We start from the raw sequence: 17,448 nt of genomic DNA, 5'->3' as shown, positions 1-17,448 counted from the left end.
CGTGTCACTGGCCGTCACCGCCCAACCGGGCGTCCCGAGCGGCGGCCATCCGGCTCGGCAGCCCCCACAGCTGCACGAAGCCCTTGGCCAGGGACTGGTCGAAGGTGTCGCCGGTGTCGTAGGTGGCCATCTGGAAGTCGTAGAGGCTCGCCTCGGAGCGCCGGCCGGTCACCGTGGCCCGGCCGCCGTGCAGGATCATCCGTACCTCGCCGCTCACGTGCCGCTGCGCGTCGTCGATGAACGCGTCCAGCGAGTCCTTCAGCGGCGAGAACCACAGCCCGTCGTAGACGAGTTCGCCCCAGCGCTGGTCGACGCCCTTCTTGAACCGGGCCAGGTCCCGCTCGACGGTCACCGCCTCCAGCTCCTGGTGGGCGGTGATCAGCGCGATCGCGCCGGGCGCCTCGTACACCTCTCGGCTCTTGATGCCGACCAGGCGGTCCTCGACCATGTCGAGCCGGCCCACGCCCTGAGCGCCGGCGCACCGGTTGAGCTCCAGGATCGCCTGGTACGGGGTGACCGTCTCACCGTCGATCGCCACCGGCACGCCGCCGTCGAAAGTGATCACGACCTCGTCGGGGTCGCGCTCCTGGGCCGGGTCGGAGGTGTATGAGTAGAGGTCCTCGACGGGGGCGTTCCAGATGTCCTCCAGGAAGCCGGTCTCCACCGCGCGCCCCCACAGGTTCTGGTCGATCGAGTACGGCGACTTGGCCGACACGTCGATCGGCAGCCCCTTCTCCTCGGCGAAGGCGATCGCCTTGTCCCGGGTCCAGGCGAAGTCCCGGGCCGGCGCGATGATCTTCAGGTCGGGGGCCAGCGCGTTCAGACCCACCTCGAACCGGACCTGGTCGTTGCCCTTGCCGGTGCAGCCGTGCGACACGATCGTGCCGCCGTGCTTGCGCGCCGCCGCCACCAGGTGCTTGACGATCAGCGGCCGGGACAGCGCCGACACCAGGGGGTAGCGGTCCATGTAGAGCGCGTTGGCCCGGATCGCCGGCAGGCAGTAGTCGGCAGCGAACTCGTCGCGCGCGTCCACCACCTCGGACTCGGCGGCGCCGCAGTCCAGGGCACGCTGCCGGATGGCGTCGAGATCCTCACCGCCCTGCCCGACGTCGACCGCGACCGCGATCACCTCGGCGCCGGTCTGCTCGGACAGGTACGGAATGGCGACGGAGGTGTCCAACCCGCCGGAGTACGCGAGCACGACCCGATCGGTCATGACGTGGTGTTCCCTTCAGCGGTGTCTTCCCGGCGGGCCCAGCCGGCGAGCTTGTCTCCGAGTGCGGCCCCGCCGACGGCCTCCCGGGCCACGACGAGGATGGTGTCGTCGCCGGCGATGGTGCCGACGATCTCTGGCAGGCCCGCCCGGTCCAACGCGCTGGCCAGGTACTGGGCTGCGCCCGGCGGTGTGCGCAGCACGGCGATGTTGCCGCTGGAGTCGACCCCGTTGAGCAGTTCGCGCAGCAGCCGTACCAGCCGGGCCGGCGCGGCCTCGGCGTCGCGCAACGGCCGCTGCCCGTCCTCGGGGATCAGGTAGACGGCCGGGCCGTCGCCGCCGCGCACCTTGACCGCGCCCAACTCCTCCAGGTCCCGCGAGAGGGTGGCCTGGGTGACACCCACGCCGTCGGCGGCGAGCAGGTCGGCCAGTTCGGTCTGCGACCGGATCGACCGGTCGCGGATCAGCTCCACGATCCGGGCGTGCCGGGCCGCGCGAGTCAGCGGCGCGGTCATCGCGGCCCCCCGGTGGCGGTGTCGCCGGTCGCGGTGTCGCCGGTCGCGGCACCCCCCGTCGCGGTTCCCAGCAGGAACGTCAGCAGCGCCTTCTGCGCGTGCAGCCGGTTCTCCGCCTGGTCGAAGACCGCGCTCTGCGGGCCGTCGAGCACCTCGTCGGTGATCTCCTCGCCGCGGTGTGCGGGCAGGCAGTGCAGCACGATCGCGTCCGGTGCGGCCTGACCGAGCAGCTCCTTGTTGACCTGGTACGGCAGGAACGGGGTGATCCGGTCCAACCCGTCGGACTCCTGCCCCATCGACGTCCAGGTGTCGGTGGCCAGCACGTCGGCGTCGCGTACCGCCTGGGCCGGGTCGGTCAGCACCCGCACCGACCCGCCGGTCTCCGCGCCGATCCGGGCGGCCCGTTCCACCACTGCCGCGTCCGGCGCGAACCCGGCCGGGCCGGCGATCCGCACGTGCATCCCGGCGGTCGCCCCGGCCAGCAGGTACGACTGCGCCATGTTGTTCGCGCCGTCCCCCACGTACGCCAGGGTGCGCCCGGCCGTGCCACCGCACCGCTCCCGGATGGTGAGCAGGTCGGCCAGCAGTTGGCACGGGTGGAAACCGTCGGTGAGCGCGTTGACCACCGGCACGGTGGCGCCCGCCGCCACCTCGGCGATCCGCTCGTCACCGTGGGTCCGCAGCACGATCGCCGCGACGTAGCGGGACAGCACCCGCCCCGCGTCGGCGAGCGACTCACCACGACCGAAGTGGGTGACCTGCGTGTCCACCACCAGGGGGTGCCCGCCCAGCTCGGCGATGCCGGCGTCGAACGAGATCCTGGTCCGCAGGCTCTGCTTGTCGAAGAGCACCGCCACCGAGCGGGGGCCGACCAGCGGCCGGTGGCCGAACCGGTCCGCCTTCATCCGCGCCGCCAGGTCGAGGACCGCGGACTGTTCGGCCGGCGAGAGGTCGTCGTCGCGCAGGAAGTGCCGGGTCATCGAGTCGTCCCCGTCGTGGTGGTCACTGTGGCTGGCGCGGTCTGCGCGCCGGCGGCGGCCGGAGCGGTCGCGTCCAGTGCGGCGGGCAGTGCCGCGAGGAAGGTGTCCGCCTGGGCAGCGGTGAGGATCAGCGGTGGGGCCAGCCGGATCACACCCGGCTGCACCGGGTTGACCAGGAAGCCGGCTTCCCGCAGCGCCTCGGCCAGCACCGACGACACCGGCGCGGTGAGCGCCACACCGAGCAGCAGACCGGACCCGCGCACTTCGGCGATCAGCGGGTGACCCAGCGCCTCGATGCCGCGACGCAGCCGCTCACCGACCCGCTTGACGCTGTCGAGCAGGCCCTCGTTGGCGATGGTCGCCACCACGGCGAGCGCCGCCGCGCAACTGACCGGGTTACCGCCGAACGTGGTGCCGTGCGAGCCGGGGGTGAGCAGGTCCGCGGCGGGGCCGAAGGCCAGCGTCGCGCCGATCGGCAGCCCGCCACCCAACCCCTTGGCCAGGGTGACCACGTCCGGCTCCACACCCTCGGCCTGGTGCGCGAACCAGTGCCCGGTGCGCCCGACGCCGGTCTGCACCTCGTCGAGGACCAGCAGCGCGCCGTGCCGGGCGGTGATCCGCCGGGCCGCGGCGAGATAGCCGGCCGGCGGGACCAGCACACCGTTCTCACCCTGGACGGGTTCGAGGATCACCATGGCGGTGGCCTCGGAGACGGCCGCTTCGAGGGCGGCGACATCGCCGTAGTCGACGTGGGTCACCTCGCCGGGCAGCGGCCGGAACGGGTCGGCCTTGGCCGGTTGGCCGGTCAGCGCGAGGGCGCCCATGGTGCGGCCGTGGAAGCCTCCCCTGGTGGCCACCACGTGGGTGCGGCCGGTGCGCCGGGAGAGCTTGAACGCCGCTTCGTTCGCCTCCGCGCCCGAGTTGGCGAAGAACACCCGGCCCGGTCGGCCGGCGAGCGCCAACAGCAGCTCGGCGAGGGCGACCGGCGGCTCGGCCACGTACAGGTTGGAGACGTGCCCAAGGGTCGCGACCTGCTTCGACACCGCCGCCACCACCGCCGGGTGGGCGTGACCGAGGGCGTTGACCGCGATGCCACCCACCAGGTCCAGGTACTCCCGGCCGGCGTCGTCGACCACGACGGCACCGTGACCGGAGACCAACGCCATCGGCGGCGTGCCGTAGTTGTCCATCATGGACTGCTTCCACCGCTGCGCCAACGTGCTCATGTCGCGTCCGTCCCGTCTCCCGGCACCACCATCGTTCCGAACCCTTCCGAGGTGAACACCTCAAGCAACGTGGAGTGCGCCACCCGGCCGTCGACCACGTGCGCGGCGGGTACTCCCCCACGCACCGCCCGCAGACAGGCCTCCATCTTCGGCACCATCCCCGACTCCAGGCTGGGCAGCAGCTTGGCCAGGTCGTCCGCGGCGATCTCGGAAACCAGGCTGGTGGTGTCCGGCCAGTCCGCGTACAGGCCGGCCACATCGGTGAGCACGACCAGCTTGCGGGCCCGCAACGCGATGGCCAGCGCCGCGGCGGCGGTGTCCGCGTTGAGGTTGTGCAGCACACCCTCCACGTCCGGCGCCACCGTGGAGATCACCGGAATCCGACCGGCCTCGATCAGATCGGTCACCGCGGACACGTCGACCGACTCGACGTCCCCGACCTGGCCCACGTCGACCGGCACCCCGTCCACGTACGCCGGACGCCGCACCGCTGTGAACAGCCGGGCGTCCTCACCCGAGAGGCCGACGGCGTACGGACCGTGCGAGTTGATCAGGCCCACCAGCTCCCGGCCCACCTGACCGACCAGCACCATCCGGACCACGTCCATCGCCTCGGCGGTGGTCACCCGCAGACCACCCCGGAACTCGCTGGCGATGCCGAGGCGACCCAGCATGGCGGAGATCTGCGGACCGCCGCCGTGCACCACCACGGGCTTCAGGCCGGCGTAGCGCAGGAAGACCATGTCGGCCGCGAACGCCCGCTGCAACTCCGGATCGGTCATCGCGTTGCCGCCGTACTTGACCACGACCGTCGAGCCGGTGAAGCGTGCCAACCAGGGCAGCGCCTCGATCAACGTCTCCGCCTTGACCTGGGCGCGGGCCAAATCGCTGCTGAGACTCATGTCGCCGGCCTTTCGTTCGCGACTGCGGGACTCCGCTGCGCTGCGTTCCTCGCGCTCACCGCGCCCGCCTTCCGTTCGCGACTGCGGGACTCCGCTGCGCTGCGTTCCTCGCGCTCACGTGGAGTAGGCCGAGTTCTCGTGCACGTACGCGTGGGACAGGTCGTTGGTCCAGATCGTGGCGGCCGACGTACCCGCGTGCAGGTCGATCCGGATGGTCACGTCCCGCCCGGTCAGGTCGACCTTCGACCGGTCCTCGGCGGCGGCGCCGCCCCGGCACACCCACACCCCGTTGACCGCCACGTCCACCTCGTCCGGCTCGAACGCGGCGGCGGTGGTGCCGACGGCGGCGAGGATCCGACCCCAGTTGGGGTCGTTGCCGAACAACGCCGTCTTGACCAGGTTGTTGCGGGCCACCGTACGGCCGACCTCAACCGCCTCGTCCTCGTCCGCCGCGCCGACCACGTCGATGGCGATCTGCTTGGTGGCACCCTCGGCGTCGGCCACCAACTGCTGGGCCAGGTCGTGACAGGCCGCGGTGACGGCGGCAGCCAGCTCGGCCGGCGTCGGCTCGATGCCGCTCGCGCCGCTGGCCAGCAGCAGCACCGTGTCGTTGGTGGACATGCAGCCGTCGGAGTCGACCCGGTCGAAGCTGACCCGGGTGGCCGCCCGCAACGCCTCGTCCAGCGTCGCCGGCCCAGCCACCGCGTCGGTGGTCAACACGCAGAGCATGGTGGCCATCCCGGGCGCGAGCATCCCGGCGCCCTTGGCCATGCCGCCGACCGTCCAGCCACTCCCCCGGGCCACAGTGGTCTTCGGCCGGGTGTCGGTGGTCATGATCGCCTCGGCGGCGGCCGGGCCACCGTTGCGGGACAGCCCACGGATCGCCGAGCGGACGCCTGGCAGCAGCTTCGGCATTGGCAGCCGCTCACCGATCAGGCCGGTCGAGCAGACCGCGACCTCACCGGCGCCGAGGATCAGCCGTGGGCTGACCGAGGTCAGCGCCGCGGCGGTGTGCTCGGCGGTGGCGTGCGTGTCCTGGAAGCCCGCCGGGCCGGTGCAGGCGTTGGCGCCACCGGAGTTGAGCACCACGGCGCGGACCACACCGCCCTGCACGACCTGCTGGGTCCAGAGCACCGGCGCGGCCTTGACCCGGTTGGTGGTGAAGACACCGGCCACTCCGGCGTCCGGGCCGTCGTTGACCACCAGGGCGACGTCCGCGCCGCCGCTGGTCTTGAGGCCGGCGGCCACACCGGCCGCCCGGAACCCCCGAGGGGTGGTGACGCTCAAGGGGTGACTCCCCATATCGACAGGCCCGTCGTCTCCGGCAGGCCGAGCATCAGGTTGGCGTTCTGTACGGCCTGACCGGCCGCGCCCTTGCCCAGGTTGTCCAACGCGCTGAGCACGATCAGACGACCCGAGTCGACGTCGACGGTGGCCTGTAGGTGACATGAGTTGGAGCCCAGGGTCGCGGCGGTGTGCGGCCAGCGGCCCTCCGGCAGCACGTGCACGAACGGCGCGTCCGCGTACGCCCGGGCCAGCACCTCCTGCGGGTCGACGCCGCGCGCCGGCGCCGCGGTGACGGTGGCCAGGATGCCGCGCGGCATCGGCGCCAGGACCGGGGTGAACGACAGCCCGGTCGCGCCGGTGGCCTGCTTGATCTCCGGGACGTGCTGGTGGGTGCCCACCCGGTACGGCGACAGGTCGCCCATCACCTCGCTGGCCAACAGGTGCGCCTTGGCCGCCCGGCCGGCGCCGGAGGTGCCGGAGGAGGCGACCACCACGACGTCGGCGGGGTTGGCCGCGCCGTCGGCGATCAGCGGCGCGAGCGCCAGGGTGATCGCGGCGGCGTAGCAGCCGGTGTTCGCCACCCGGGTGGAGTCGGCGATCAGCTCCCGCTGGCCGGGCAACTCGGGCAGGCCGTAGGTCCACTGCCCGGCGTGCGTGCCGCCGTAGTACTGCGCCCAGGCGTACGGGTCGGCGAGCCGGTGATCGGCGCCCAGGTCGACGATGCGCACCTCGGCCGGAAGCTGGGCCGCGAGGGCCGCCGACTGGCCGTGCGGCAGGGCCAGGAAGACCAGGTCCGCGTCGGCCAGGATCGTCGGATCGGTCTCGGCGAGCACCAGGTCGAGCCCGGTGAGCTGCGGGTGCACCACGTCGACGCGGTGCCCGGCCTGGCTGTGTGCGGTGGCGGCGACAAGGTCGAACTCCGGGTGCCCGGCGATCAGGCGCAGCAGCTCACCACCGGCGTACCCGCTCGCTCCGGCGACCGCGACTCGGATCCCCATACTCACCTCCGCATGACTATGCAGCGAAGATTAACAAGGACGACTCACGAGTGCAAATTCATGCAGCCGAGTGCATGATGATGTGAACCCCGCCCACTCCGCGATCTTGCACTTGCCGCCCCTGCACAACCGACGAAAAGGTGCGTATCGGCAACACGAAATGCAAGATCGCGGGAGTGGGCTCCGTCAGGCGCCGCGCAGGGTGGCGCCGAGGCGTTCCGCCGCGACGGCGACCGCCGCGTCTCGTGCCGCGACCGCCTCCTCGACGGTCAGCGTCCGGTCCGGTGCCCGGAAGGTCAGCTTGTACGCCAACGACCGGCGCCCCTCGCCGAGCTGCGCGCCGGAGTACACGTCGAACAGCCGCACGTCCTCCAGCAGCTCACCGGCGCCCGCCTCCAGCGCCCGGCGCACCTGCTCCGCCGGAACCGAGTCGTCCACCACCAGGGCCACGTCGATCAGCGCCGGCGGGAAGCCGGAGACCGTCGGCGCGGGCGTCACCGGGGTCGGCGGCAGCGTGTCGAGGTTCAGCTCCATCGCGCTGGTGCGGCGGGGCAGCTCCAACGCCGCTACCACCACCGGGTGCAGCTCGCCGGCGTGTCCGACGACAGAGCCGTCGACCCGCAGCTCGGCGCAGCGGCCCGGGTGCCACGGGGCGTACTCGGCGGCACGCACCTCGACCCGCTCGTCGGGGATCCCGGCGGCGGCCAGCACGTCCCGGGCCGCCTCGATCGCGTCCGCCCAGCCGGCCGGCCGGCCCGGCCCCCACCAGCCGGCGGGGTCGATGTCCCCGGTGAGCACCACCGCGACGTGCACCGGCTGCGCCGGCACCACCGCGTCGGCGGCCGCGAACTCCTCGTCCGTGGGCCGCCGGTCCACGCCCATCGCCGGCGGGCTGCCGGCGCCGACGCGCGGGTGGAAGACCGCACCGATCTCGTAGAGGGCGAGGTCGCGGTGACCCCGGCCGAGGTTGCGCTTGAGGATGCCGAGCAGCGGGCCGAGCAGCGTGGTGCGCAGCAGCGGCTCCTCCTCGGACAGCGGGTTGGCCAGCCCCACCGCGGGCCGACGCGGGTCGTCGGCCGGCAGGCCGAGCTGGTCGGCCAGCTCCGGCGACACGAACGGGTGCGCGAGCACCTCCACGTACCCCCGCTCCGCCAGCGAGTTCGCGACCGCCCGGCGGCGACGCTGCCGGGGGGTCAGACCACGACCGGGGGGCGCGGTCGGCAGCACCGACGGCACCTTGTCGTACCCGTCGAGGCGGACCACCTCCTCGACCAGGTCGGCCGGATCGGTCAGGTCGGGCCGCCAGGTCGGCGGGGTCACGCTCAGCACCGTCCCGACGCCACTGGCCACGCCGACCGCGCCCGGGTCCTCGGACAACCGGTCCGCGCCCTGCGCGACCGTGCAGCCGACCCGCTCCAGCAGGGCGACCACCCGCGCCGGCGGGTACTCGACGCCGACCCGCCGGGTCGGCAGGTCCGCCGGAAGGCTGATCGGGGTACGCGGCCGGACGTGATCGATGTCCAGGATCTCCGCGCCCGGCGTGCCCCCACCGTGCTCGGTGAGCAGCCGCACGGCACGCTCCAGCGCGACCAGCGCCACGGCCGGGTCGACGCCCCGCTCCCAGCGCTTCGCGGCCTCGCTGAACAGCTTGTGCCGGCGGGCGGTGCGCCCGACCATCGCCGGGTCCCAGTGCGCCGCCTCGAAGAGCACCGTGGTGGTGCCGGCGACGACCTCGCTGGTCTCGCCGCCCATCACCGCGGCGAGGGAGATCGGACCACTGTCGTCGCAGATCACCATGTCGTCGGCGGTGAGCACCCGGTTGACCCCGTCGAGGGTGGTCAGCTTCTCCCCCGCCTCGGCGCGGCGGACCACCAGCGGCCCGGCGATCCGGTCGGCGTCGAAGGCATGCATCGGCTGGCCCAGCTCCAGCATCACGTAGTTGGTGATGTCGACGGGCAGGGAGATGCTGCGGATGCCGGCGGTGACGAGCCGCTGCTGCATCCAGGACGGTGTGGGCGCGGTCGGGTCGACCCCGCGGACCAGGCGGGCCGTGAACCGGTCGCAGCCGACCGTGTCGCGGACCTCCACCGGGTACGCCGGCGTCTCGGTGCCGACCGGGGCCGGCGCCAGGGCCGGGTCGCGCAGCGGCACGTCGAACGCGTGCGACAGCTCCCGGGCCAGGCCGCGCAGGCTCAGTGCGTACCCCCGGTCAGGGGTGATCTCCAGATCGAGGACGACGTCGTCGAGGCCGACCACGGGACGCGCGTCGTCGCCCGGCTTGGCCGTCACGTCCGACCCCAGCACGATGATGCCGGAGTGGTCGTCGCCCAGGCCCAGTTCCTTGGCCGAGCAGATCATGCCCGCCGAGTTGTGCCCGTACGTCTTGCGGGCGCCGATGGCGAAGCCGCCGGGCAGCACGCCGCCGGGCAGGATCACCACGACCCGGTCGCCCGGGGCGAAGTTACGGGCACCGCAGACGATCTCCTGCGGCTCGCCGGTGCCGTTGGCGGCACCCACGTCGACCCGGCAGAACCGGATCGGCTTCTTGAAGCCGGTGAGCTCCTCGATCTCGCGGACCTCACCGACGACCAGTTGGCCGGTGACGCTCTCGGCCAGGTCCACCACGGACTCGACCTCGATGCCGAGGTCGACCAGGGCCTGCTCCAGGTCACCGGTGGGCAGGTCGGCGGGGAGGTCGACGTACTCCCGCAACCAACTGACAGAAACTCGCATGACTTCAGACCACCGTTCCCGTGTCTCGTACCCGCATCGCCTACGCCCCGGTCCCGAGCGCGCGGCTGAACCGCACGTCGCCCTCGAAGAGATGGCGGATGTCGCTGACCCCGTGCCGGACCATCAAGGTCCGGTCGATGCCCATGCCGAAGGCGAATCCGGAGTAGACCTCCGGGTCGACGCCGCAGGCGCGCAGCACCCGGGGGTTGACCATGCCGCAGCCACCCCACTCGACCCACTGTGGCCCGTCACGGTGCTCCGGGAACCACACGTCGAACTCCGCCGACGGCTCGGTGAACGGGAAGTAGTGCGGCCGCCACCGGGTCTTCGCCTCCGGGCCGAACATCGCCCGGGCGAAGTGGTCCAGCGTGCCCCGCAGGTGGGCCATCGTGATGCCCTTGTCGACCACCAGGCCCTCGGCCTGGTGGAACACCGGGCTGTGGGTGGCGTCGATCTCGTCGGTGCGGTAGACGCGGCCCGGCACGATCACGTAGATCGGCGGCTTGCGGCTGAGCATCGTGCGGGTCTGCACCGTCGAGGTGTGCGTTCGTAGAACAAGGCCCGAGCCCGCGGAGCCAGCAGCGGGTGCGATGTGGAAGGTGTCCATCAACCCGCGCGCCGGGTGGTCGGCGGGGATGTTCAACGCGTCGAAGTTGACCCACTCCAGGTCGACCTCGGGCCCCTCGGCCACCTCGTAGCCCATCCCGACGAAGAGGTCGCTGATCGACTCCATCAGGACGCTCAACGGGTGCCGGGCGCCGCGCGGACGCCGGTCGTAGGGCAGGGTGACGTCCACCCGCTCCTCGACCAGCACCCGCTCGGCCTGCTCGCGCTCCACCACCTCGGCGCGCTCGGCGTACGCGGACTCGATCGCCCGGCGGGCCTCGTTGACCCGCTTGCCGGCGTCGGACTTCGCGGCCGGCGGCAGCGCGCCGATCTCCCGGCGCGCGAGGGAGACCGGTGACCGGTCACCAAGGTGCACCGAGCGCAGCGCGGTCAGCGCGTCCGGGTCGGCGGCGGCCTCGAACGCCTTCGTGGCGTCCGCGACGGCCTCGGCCAGGGCGGCGGGGTCGAGCAGGGCGACCTGCTTCGGGTCGTACGGATCGTTGCGGTAGCTCATGGCGTACGGGCACTCCCTCACGGCGGCGCCAGCCCTCACCGGGGCGGCTAGGCGAGTCTACGGACGCGCGGCTGTGCCGCAGCCCGCCGGTAGGAGTTGCGCAGGGAGCAGGTCAGGCCCGCCGCCCGCCGACACCGGCGGGCTGGCTAAACGAACGCCGTGTCGCGTTCATGGACGGACGCTCTCCCCTGCTGTCAGTCGCGCCGCAGGCGTTCACCCTCAGCGCTGTGCTCTCGCTGAAGCGTACAGGCAGACCGCGGCGGCGGCAGCCAGGTTGAGGCTCTCCGCGCGCCCGTACAGCGGCACCCGCACCGTGGTGTCGGCGGCGGCGGTCAACTCCTCGGGCAGGCCGTGCGCCTCGGAACCGAACAACCAGGCGGTGGGCCCGACGAGCCGGCCGTAGTCGGTCAGGTCGTCCAGGTCGCTGTCGCCGTACCCGGTGGTGGCGAAGATGGACAGCCCGGCGGCGCGCAGTGCGTCGACCACCGCGACCGGGTCGGTGGCGCGCACCACGTCGACGTGGAAGAGGCTGCCGGCCGAGGCCCGCACACACTTGCCGTTGTACGGGTCGACGGCGTCTCCGGCGAAGATCACCGCACCCGCACCGGCCGCGTCGGCGGTGCGCAGCACCGTGCCGGCGTTGCCCGGGTCGCGGATCTCGGCGAGCACCGCCACCAGCCGGGGCGCACCCGCGAGCGCCTGTTCCAGCGAGACGTCCAGGTGCCGGCAGACGGCCACCAGCCCCTGCGGGGCGACGGTCTCGGCCAGTGCTGCGATGGCGTCGTCGGTCACCTCGGAGACCGGCACGTCGGCGCGGGCCGCCGTGGCGGCCAACTCCGGATACCGGTCGAGCGCGGTGGTCGTACCGAACAGTTCGGTGACCACCCCCGGCCGTGCCAGTGCCTCGCGGACCGCCTGCGGGCCCTCGGCCAGGAAACGGCCGGTGGCGTCGCGGTCCCGGCGGCGCTGCAGGCGGCGGGCGGCGACAACCCTGGGGGTACGCGGGGTGAAAGCCATGATGTGCGCTCCTCCGGCACGATTGAGGCGCCCCCCGGACGGCGGTGCCGACACGGGAGACGCCTCGCTCTGGTGCGTGGGGATCAGGCGGCCTGAGCCGCCGCGCCGCCGGTGCCCTCGGCCGTGACCGCGGCCCGGGCCAGCTCGACGATCGCCGCGAAAGAGGCGGCGTCGTTGACAGCCATGTCGGCCAGGATCTTGCGGTCGACCTCGATGCCGGCCAGACGCAGGCCCTGGATCAGACGGTTGTAGGTCATCCCGTTTGCCCGGGCACCCGCGTTGATCCGCTGAATCCACAGCTGCCGGAAGTCGCCCTTGCGGTCGCGACGGTCCCGGTAGGCGTACTGCATCGAGTGCAGCACCTGCTCCTTGGCCTTGCGGTACAGGCGGGAGCGCTGACCGCGGTAACCACTCGCGGACTCCAGCAGGGTACGACGCTTCTTCTGGGCGTTTACAGCCCGCTTGACGCGTGCCATCTCAACTCCTAATTACGTAAGGTGGCGCGCGTCAGCGGCCGAGCAGCTTCTTGATGCGCTTGACGTCGGCCTTGGCCAGCACGACCGTGCCGGTCAGCCGGCGGGTCTGGGTGGAGGGCTTCTTCTCCAGGTTGTGGCGGAGGCCGGCCTGCTGGGCAACGATCTTGCCCTTGCCGGTCACCTTGACCCGCTTACCCATACCCGTGTGGCTCTTCATCTTCGGCATGTGGAACGTCTTCTCCCCTGTTACTCGCCGCTGGTGTCGGCGGCGAGGCCGGTGTCACCGGCTGCTGCGGTCTCGCTGACCGCCGCGGTCTCATCGGCTTCCGGAGTGGCGGACTCGTCCGCTGCCCGGTCCCGAGGTCCGCCGCGAGACGCCGTAGCGGCGACCGCGGAGGCCTTGACGGCCCGATGCGGGGCGAGAACCATGATCATGTTTCGGCCGTCCTGCTTCGGAGCGGCCTCGACGTATCCCAGTTCCGTGATCTCGGATTCGAGCCGGCGCAGGAGCCGGTAACCCAGCTCCGGGCGGCTCTGCTCGCGACCGCGGAACATGATCGTCACCTTGACCTTGTCGCCCGCCTTGAGGAACCGCACCACGTGACCCTTCTTGGTCTCGTAGTCGTGCGGGTCGATCTTCGGCCGAAGCTTCATTTCCTTGATGACGGTCTGCTGCTGATTACGCCGCGCTTCGCGCGCCTTGAGTGCGCTCTCGTACTTGAACTTGCCGAAGTCCATGAGCTTGCACACCGGCGGGCGCGCCATCGGCGCAACCTCGACCAGGTCCAGATCGACGTCCGCGGCCAGCTGAAGAGCGCGCTCCAGCGGGACGATGCCCACCTGCTCACCCTCTGGGCCGACCAGTCGGACCTCACGTGCCCGGATCTGCTCGTTCACGCGTGGTTCGACGCTGATGGGGCCTCCTCGAGTCGTTTCTGCTCTTCGCCGACCCCTGCGGCTCCCGGGAGGGAACCGACCTGAAAAGCAGAAGGCCCCGGCGCATGCCAGGGCCCGCTCGACCGGTCAGCACGATCACAAGGATCGCGCATCCGGGACCGGGACATGCCCGGAACCGGTGACCGGACCCGGCCACCGTAGCGGCGACTCGGGTGGGAGCAGGCGCTCCGCTTTCAAGGCTGTCTGCTCGCACGCGGAGACAGCCTGGTCGACTCGATAACACTACACCGGCGCCCCGGCGACCCCCAAACCGGGCACCACCTGCGGCCACGCCGCGCCGCGTCGCGTCGCCGCCGCGCCGTCACCACGTCGCGGCGCGCGCCAGGATCTGGGTTCGGCCGGGTCAGCGGCCGACGGCGCGCTCGGCGAGGCGGGCCTGGTGGGCCTCGTGCAGCCGGCGCAGCGCGCGGACCCCGTCGACGGCCAACTCCTTGTCGGCGGCCTGCAACGCGACCATCGGCAGCAGATCGTCGTCGTGCAGCTCCAGGCTGGCCCACGGCGCGCCCCGGTCGAAGCGGACGCCCCGGACAACCTCCCAGGGCAGTTCGTAGGAGCTGATGACGTTACGGACCCGGATGCTCCGTGCGTCCGCCTCCACCCGGGGACGGGTGAACAGCAGGAAGCCCAGCGCCCCGAAGATGCCCAGGCCGATCATGGCGATCTGGTCACCGCGCTGGAAGCTGCCGTAACCATCGCCGGTCGGGCCGCTCAGCGACGTGGCGACCAGGCCGAACACCACCACCAGGGCAACCGCCGCCGACCAGCAGACCACGCGGATGCGGCGGGGCTTCAGGCGGACCAGCTCGGTTTCACTCACCCCACCAGTCTGCCATCCGCACTCGGTCATCGAACGCACCACCCGCCGATCCATCACCCCTACCCCACCAGCCACCAGCCGCCTCAAGATCGCGCTCGATCCAGGATCCAGTGGCCTCCGTCGAGATCGAGACCACTACTTCAATGATCGAGCGCGATCTTGCCGGGGGCGGGTCCGTCGGGAGGGCCCGGGCGCCGAGGCCCCGACGATCAGAGGCGGCAGGCGTGGATGTTGGTGACGAGGATGGCGCGGGCGCCCAGTTCGTACAGCTCGTCCATGATGCGGTGCACGTCGTCGCGGAGCACCATCGCCTGCACCGCCACCCAGCCCTCACGGTGCAGCGGCGACACGGTGGGCGACTCGATGCCCGGGGTGAGCCCGCTGGCCCGGTCCAGCAGACCGGCCGGCACGTCGTAGGCGAGCATCACGTAACGGCGGGCCACCAGCACGCCGTGCAGGCGACGCAGCAACTGCTCGGCCTGCGGTTGGGCGGGCGCGCCGGCGCGCCGGACCAGCACCGCCGACGAGCGCAGCAGCGGCTCGCCGAAGACCACCAGGCCCGCCTGACGCAGGGTCGCGCCGGTTTCCACCACGTCCGCGATCACGTCGGCGACACCGAGGCGTACGGCGTTCTCCACCGCGCCGTCGAGGCGGATCACGTCGGCCTTGACGCCCACCTCGCCGAGGTGCCGTTCGACCAGCCCCGGGTACGCGGTGGCGATGCGGTGACCGCCGAGCTCCTGCACAGAGGCGATGTCGTCGGGGCGGGCGGCGAAGCGGAAGGTGGCCCGGCCGAAGGCGAGGTCGACGACCTCCTCGGCCGGCGCGGCCGAGTCGATCAGCAGGTCCCGGCCGGTGATCCCGAGGTCGAGGTCACCGGAGCCGACGTAGGTGGCGATGTCCTTCGGGCGCAGGTAGAAGAATTCGACGTCGTTCGCCTCGTCCCGGCAGACGAGGTCCTTGGGGTCGGTGCGCTGGCGGTAGCCCGCCTCGCGCAGCATCTGTGCGGCCGGTTCGGCCAGGGTGCCCTTGTTGGGAATGGCGACACGCAGCATGACGGAGTGCTCCTTGGATCCGGTTGGTGATCAACAGGGGTGGGGGCACTCACAGATGTCGGTAGACGTCCTTGAGCTCGAGACCGCTGGCGAGCATCAGCACCTGGACCTGGTAGAGCAGTTGGGAGATCTCCTCGGCGGTGCGCTCCGGCCCCTCGTGCTCGGCGGCCATCCACGACTCGGCCGCCTCCTCGACGACCTTCTTGCCGATGAAGTGCACGCCCTTGTCCAACGCGGCGACGGTGCCCGAGCCCGGGGTGCCGGCGGCGGCCTTGGCCTGCAGCTCGGCGAACAACTCCTCGAACGTCTTCACGGGGAACGATTCTTCCAGCCACCCGGATGACCCCCCACGTCCGGGTCCGCCAAAATCCAGCAAGCGGACAATTCCCTACCAACATGGTGGGACAATTGTCGATCGACGCCCATGGAGCTCTACGCTGTCCGCCATGGCCAGCCGCTCACGTCTCCTCGCGCTCACCTTCGCCGGTGCCGTCGTCGTAGCCACCGCCGGATGCGCGCCACAGGACGAGAAACCCACCCCCAATGTCACCGCCGCGCCGTCCTGCGCCAAGGACAGCCTGCCCACGCGTACGCCGGGCAAGCTGACCATCGCCACCGACCAGCCCGCGTACGAACCGTGGTTCGCCAAGGACAAGCCGGACAGCGGCGAGGGCTTCGAATCCGCTGTCGCGTACGCGGTGGCCGAGAAGCTCGGCTACGCCCGCGGCGACGTCACGTGGACCCGGGTCAAGTTCGACACCGCCATCGCGCCGGGGCCGAAGGACTTCGACTTCGACATCAACCAGTTCTCCATCACCGACGAGCGCAAGCAGGCGGTCGACTTCTCCGCGCCGTACTACCTGGTGCGGCAGACCGTCATCGCGTTGAAGTCCTCGAAGATCGCCGGCCGGAAGTCGCTGGCCGAACTGCGGGACGCTCGGCTCGGCGCGCAGGTCGGCACCACCAGCTACCAGGCGATCACCGACGTGATCAAGCCCACCGCCAAGCCGCAGGTCTACAACAGCAACGACGATGCCAAGAAGGCCCTTCAGAACGGGCAGTTGGACGGTCTCGTGGTGGATCTTCCGACCGCCTTCTACATCACCGGCGCGGAGATCACCGACGCGACGATCGTCGGGCAGGTGCCGCAGGTCGGTACGCCCGAGGCGTTCGGGTTGCTGCTGGACAAGAACTCCCCACTGACCTCCTGCGTGAGCGGGGCGGTCGGTCAGCTCGCCGCGGCGGGCACGCTGAAGGAGCTGGAACAGAAGTGGCTCGCGCAGGTGGCGGGGGCGGCCGAGCTGCGGTGACGCTTCTGGATCACGTGCCCTCGGAGGCGCAGCTGCGGCGGTCGGCGTACCGGCGTCGGCAGACCGTCTACAGCGTGCTCGTCGCGGCGTCCTCGACGGCGGCGCTCGGCACGCTGCTGGTGATCGCGGTGACCGGGGCGCCGGGCTGGGACCGGGTCCGGCGGTCGTTCCTGGATCCGGAGATCGCCCGCGACGCGCTGCCGACGGTGCTGAGCGGGCTCTGGCTCAACGTACGGCTGCTGGCCTGCTGTGCGGTCGGCGCGCTGCTGCTCGGGCTGGTGATCGCCGTGCTGCGGACGCTGCGCGGGCCGGTCTTCTTCCCGGTCCGCGCGCTGGCCGCCGGCTACACCTACACCTTCCGCGGCCTGCCGCTGATCATCGTGCTGTACCTGCTCACCCTCGGCGTGCCGGGGCTGCGGTTGCAGGGCATGCCGCCGGTGCTGGTGCTGGGTGGGATCGCGTTGGTCCTCACCTACGGCGGCTACCTCGCCGAGGTGTTCCGGGCCGGCATCGAGTCGGTGCACTCCAGCCAACTCGCCGCGGCCCGCTCGTTGGGCCTGACCTACCGGCAGACGATGCGGCACGTGGTCCTGCCGCAGGCCGTCCGCCGGGTGGCGCCACCCCTGCTCAACGACGTGGTGGCGTTACAGAAGGACGTCGGGCTGGTCTCGCTCGCCGGGCCCATCGACGCGGTCCGCGCCGCGCAGATCGCCACCGCCCAGACCTTCAACTACACGCCGTACGTCGTGGCGGGAGTCCTCTTCGTCCTGCTCGCGATCCCGCTGATCGCGGTCACCGACTGGGTGACGCTGCGCGCGGCCCGCCGACAGTCGGGAGGCTGA

18 protein-coding genes are annotated in these 17,448 nt (G+C 71.8%); 2 read left to right on the top strand and 16 right to left on the bottom strand.

Features of this window, described 5'->3' with window-relative positions; genetic code table 11:
• Nucleotides 1-4 precede the first annotated feature (4 nt).
• The 16 genes from DLJ58_RS14115 to DLJ58_RS14040 form a co-directional block, all read right to left on the bottom strand.
• The gene (locus DLJ58_RS14115; protein WP_124856543.1) at nt 5-1,216 is read right to left on the bottom strand and encodes an argininosuccinate synthase; all 1,212 of its coding nucleotides are present in this window, start codon (nt 1,214-1,216) and stop codon (nt 5-7) included.
• On the bottom strand, nt 1,213-1,728 hold the full coding sequence (locus tag DLJ58_RS14110) for an arginine repressor (RefSeq protein WP_091402010.1): 516 nt from the start codon (nt 1,726-1,728) through the stop codon (nt 1,213-1,215). Before DLJ58_RS14110 ends, DLJ58_RS14115 begins: the two co-directional genes overlap by 4 nt.
• Nucleotides 1,725-2,708: an ornithine carbamoyltransferase gene (gene argF / locus DLJ58_RS14105; protein ID WP_124856541.1), complete on the bottom strand. Its 984-nt coding sequence runs from the start codon at nt 2,706-2,708 to the stop codon at nt 1,725-1,727. The genes DLJ58_RS14110 and argF overlap by 4 nt, the downstream gene beginning before the upstream one ends.
• Nucleotides 2,705-3,934 carry an acetylornithine transaminase gene (locus DLJ58_RS14100; protein WP_124856539.1) on the bottom strand — a complete coding sequence of 410 codons (1,230 nt, stop codon included), beginning with the start codon at nt 3,932-3,934 and terminating at the stop codon, nt 2,705-2,707. Before DLJ58_RS14100 ends, argF begins: the two co-directional genes overlap by 4 nt.
• Entirely contained in the window at nt 3,931-4,836 is a 906-nt protein-coding gene (gene argB, locus DLJ58_RS14095) for an acetylglutamate kinase (RefSeq protein WP_091402003.1), read from the bottom strand. The genes DLJ58_RS14100 and argB overlap by 4 nt, the downstream gene beginning before the upstream one ends.
• Nucleotides 4,837-4,950: 114 nt before the next feature.
• Nucleotides 4,951-6,123 carry a bifunctional glutamate N-acetyltransferase/amino-acid acetyltransferase ArgJ gene (gene argJ, locus DLJ58_RS14090; protein ID WP_124856537.1) on the bottom strand — a complete coding sequence of 391 codons (1,173 nt, stop codon included), beginning with the start codon at nt 6,121-6,123 and terminating at the stop codon, nt 4,951-4,953.
• On the bottom strand, nt 6,120-7,121 hold the full coding sequence (gene argC / locus DLJ58_RS14085; protein WP_124856535.1) for an N-acetyl-gamma-glutamyl-phosphate reductase: 1,002 nt from the start codon (nt 7,119-7,121) through the stop codon (nt 6,120-6,122). The genes argJ and argC overlap by 4 nt, the downstream gene beginning before the upstream one ends.
• 186 nt (nt 7,122-7,307) lie before the next feature.
• Complete coding sequence (gene pheT / locus DLJ58_RS14080) at nt 7,308-9,854, bottom strand: phenylalanine--tRNA ligase subunit beta (RefSeq protein WP_124856533.1); 2,547 nt, start codon at nt 9,852-9,854, stop codon at nt 7,308-7,310.
• Between the two features lie 40 nt (nt 9,855-9,894).
• A complete protein-coding gene (gene pheS / locus DLJ58_RS14075) occupies nt 9,895-10,974 on the bottom strand; it encodes a phenylalanine--tRNA ligase subunit alpha (RefSeq protein ID WP_124856531.1) in 1,080 nt (359 codons plus the stop codon).
• A gap of 219 nt (nt 10,975-11,193) precedes the next feature.
• On the bottom strand, nt 11,194-11,991 hold the full coding sequence (locus DLJ58_RS14070) for a TrmH family RNA methyltransferase (protein ID WP_124856529.1): 798 nt from the start codon (nt 11,989-11,991) through the stop codon (nt 11,194-11,196).
• Nucleotides 11,992-12,074: 83 nt separating this feature from the next.
• Nucleotides 12,075-12,467 (bottom strand): 50S ribosomal protein L20, encoded by a 393-nt coding sequence (gene rplT, locus DLJ58_RS14065; RefSeq protein WP_030488429.1) that lies wholly within the window; start codon nt 12,465-12,467, stop codon nt 12,075-12,077.
• Nucleotides 12,468-12,498: 31 nt separating this feature from the next.
• Complete coding sequence (gene rpmI, locus DLJ58_RS14060; RefSeq protein WP_007458415.1) at nt 12,499-12,693, bottom strand: 50S ribosomal protein L35; 195 nt, start codon at nt 12,691-12,693, stop codon at nt 12,499-12,501.
• A 20-nt stretch (nt 12,694-12,713) separates the two neighbouring features.
• Nucleotides 12,714-13,364, bottom strand: a complete 651-nt coding sequence (gene infC / locus DLJ58_RS14055) for a translation initiation factor IF-3 (RefSeq protein WP_091401946.1) — start codon at nt 13,362-13,364, stop codon at nt 12,714-12,716.
• 403 nt (nt 13,365-13,767) lie between these two features.
• On the bottom strand, nt 13,768-14,241 hold the full coding sequence (locus DLJ58_RS14050) for a PH domain-containing protein (protein WP_208741083.1): 474 nt from the start codon (nt 14,239-14,241) through the stop codon (nt 13,768-13,770).
• Nucleotides 14,242-14,450: 209 nt separating this feature from the next.
• Nucleotides 14,451-15,296, bottom strand: a complete 846-nt coding sequence (gene hisG / locus DLJ58_RS14045; RefSeq protein WP_030488425.1) for an ATP phosphoribosyltransferase — start codon at nt 15,294-15,296, stop codon at nt 14,451-14,453.
• 49 nt (nt 15,297-15,345) lie between these two features.
• A complete protein-coding gene (locus tag DLJ58_RS14040; protein WP_030335709.1) occupies nt 15,346-15,609 on the bottom strand; it encodes a phosphoribosyl-ATP diphosphatase in 264 nt (87 codons plus the stop codon).
• A gap of 133 nt (nt 15,610-15,742) precedes the next feature.
• On the opposite strand from DLJ58_RS14040, the gene DLJ58_RS14035 reads away from it, so the two are divergent.
• Together DLJ58_RS14035 and DLJ58_RS14030 are read left to right on the top strand one after the other, a co-directional pair.
• Nucleotides 15,743-16,606, top strand: coding sequence for an ABC transporter substrate-binding protein (locus tag DLJ58_RS14035; RefSeq protein WP_124856527.1), 864 nt, complete (start codon nt 15,743-15,745; stop codon nt 16,604-16,606).
• A complete protein-coding gene (locus tag DLJ58_RS14030; protein WP_124856525.1) occupies nt 16,603-17,448 on the top strand; it encodes an amino acid ABC transporter permease in 846 nt (281 codons plus the stop codon). The genes DLJ58_RS14035 and DLJ58_RS14030 overlap by 4 nt, the downstream gene beginning before the upstream one ends.

Source organism: Micromonospora arida, from assembly GCF_003857035.1.
In the GTDB taxonomy this organism is placed as follows: domain Bacteria; phylum Actinomycetota; class Actinomycetes; order Mycobacteriales; family Micromonosporaceae; genus Micromonospora; species Micromonospora arida.
Note: the sequence above shows the minus strand (reverse complement) of the source record. Positions and strands in the feature narration are given on the sequence as shown.

Coding starts and splice junctions, on each gene's coding strand:
- DLJ58_RS14115 (WP_124856543.1), bottom strand. CDS start 1,216: ATGACCGATCGGGTCGTGCTCGCGTACTCCGGCGGGTTGGACACCTCC.
- pheT (WP_124856533.1), bottom strand. CDS start 9,854: ATGCGAGTTTCTGTCAGTTGGTTGCGGGAGTACGTCGACCTCCCCGCC.
- hisG (WP_030488425.1), bottom strand. CDS start 15,296: ATGCTGCGTGTCGCCATTCCCAACAAGGGCACCCTGGCCGAACCGGCC.
- DLJ58_RS14110 (WP_091402010.1), bottom strand. CDS start 1,728: ATGACCGCGCCGCTGACTCGCGCGGCCCGGCACGCCCGGATCGTGGAG.
- DLJ58_RS14070 (WP_124856529.1), bottom strand. CDS start 11,991: ATGGCTTTCACCCCGCGTACCCCCAGGGTTGTCGCCGCCCGCCGCCTG.
- argF (WP_124856541.1), bottom strand. CDS start 2,708: ATGACCCGGCACTTCCTGCGCGACGACGACCTCTCGCCGGCCGAACAG.
- argB (WP_091402003.1), bottom strand. CDS start 4,836: ATGAGTCTCAGCAGCGATTTGGCCCGCGCCCAGGTCAAGGCGGAGACG.
- rplT (WP_030488429.1), bottom strand. CDS start 12,467: ATGGCACGCGTCAAGCGGGCTGTAAACGCCCAGAAGAAGCGTCGTACC.
- DLJ58_RS14100 (WP_124856539.1), bottom strand. CDS start 3,934: ATGAGCACGTTGGCGCAGCGGTGGAAGCAGTCCATGATGGACAACTAC.
- argC (WP_124856535.1), bottom strand. CDS start 7,121: ATGGGGATCCGAGTCGCGGTCGCCGGAGCGAGCGGGTACGCCGGTGGT.
- rpmI (WP_007458415.1), bottom strand. CDS start 12,693: ATGCCGAAGATGAAGAGCCACACGGGTATGGGTAAGCGGGTCAAGGTG.
- pheS (WP_124856531.1), bottom strand. CDS start 10,974: ATGAGCTACCGCAACGATCCGTACGACCCGAAGCAGGTCGCCCTGCTC.
- DLJ58_RS14035 (WP_124856527.1), top strand. CDS start 15,743: ATGGCCAGCCGCTCACGTCTCCTCGCGCTCACCTTCGCCGGTGCCGTC.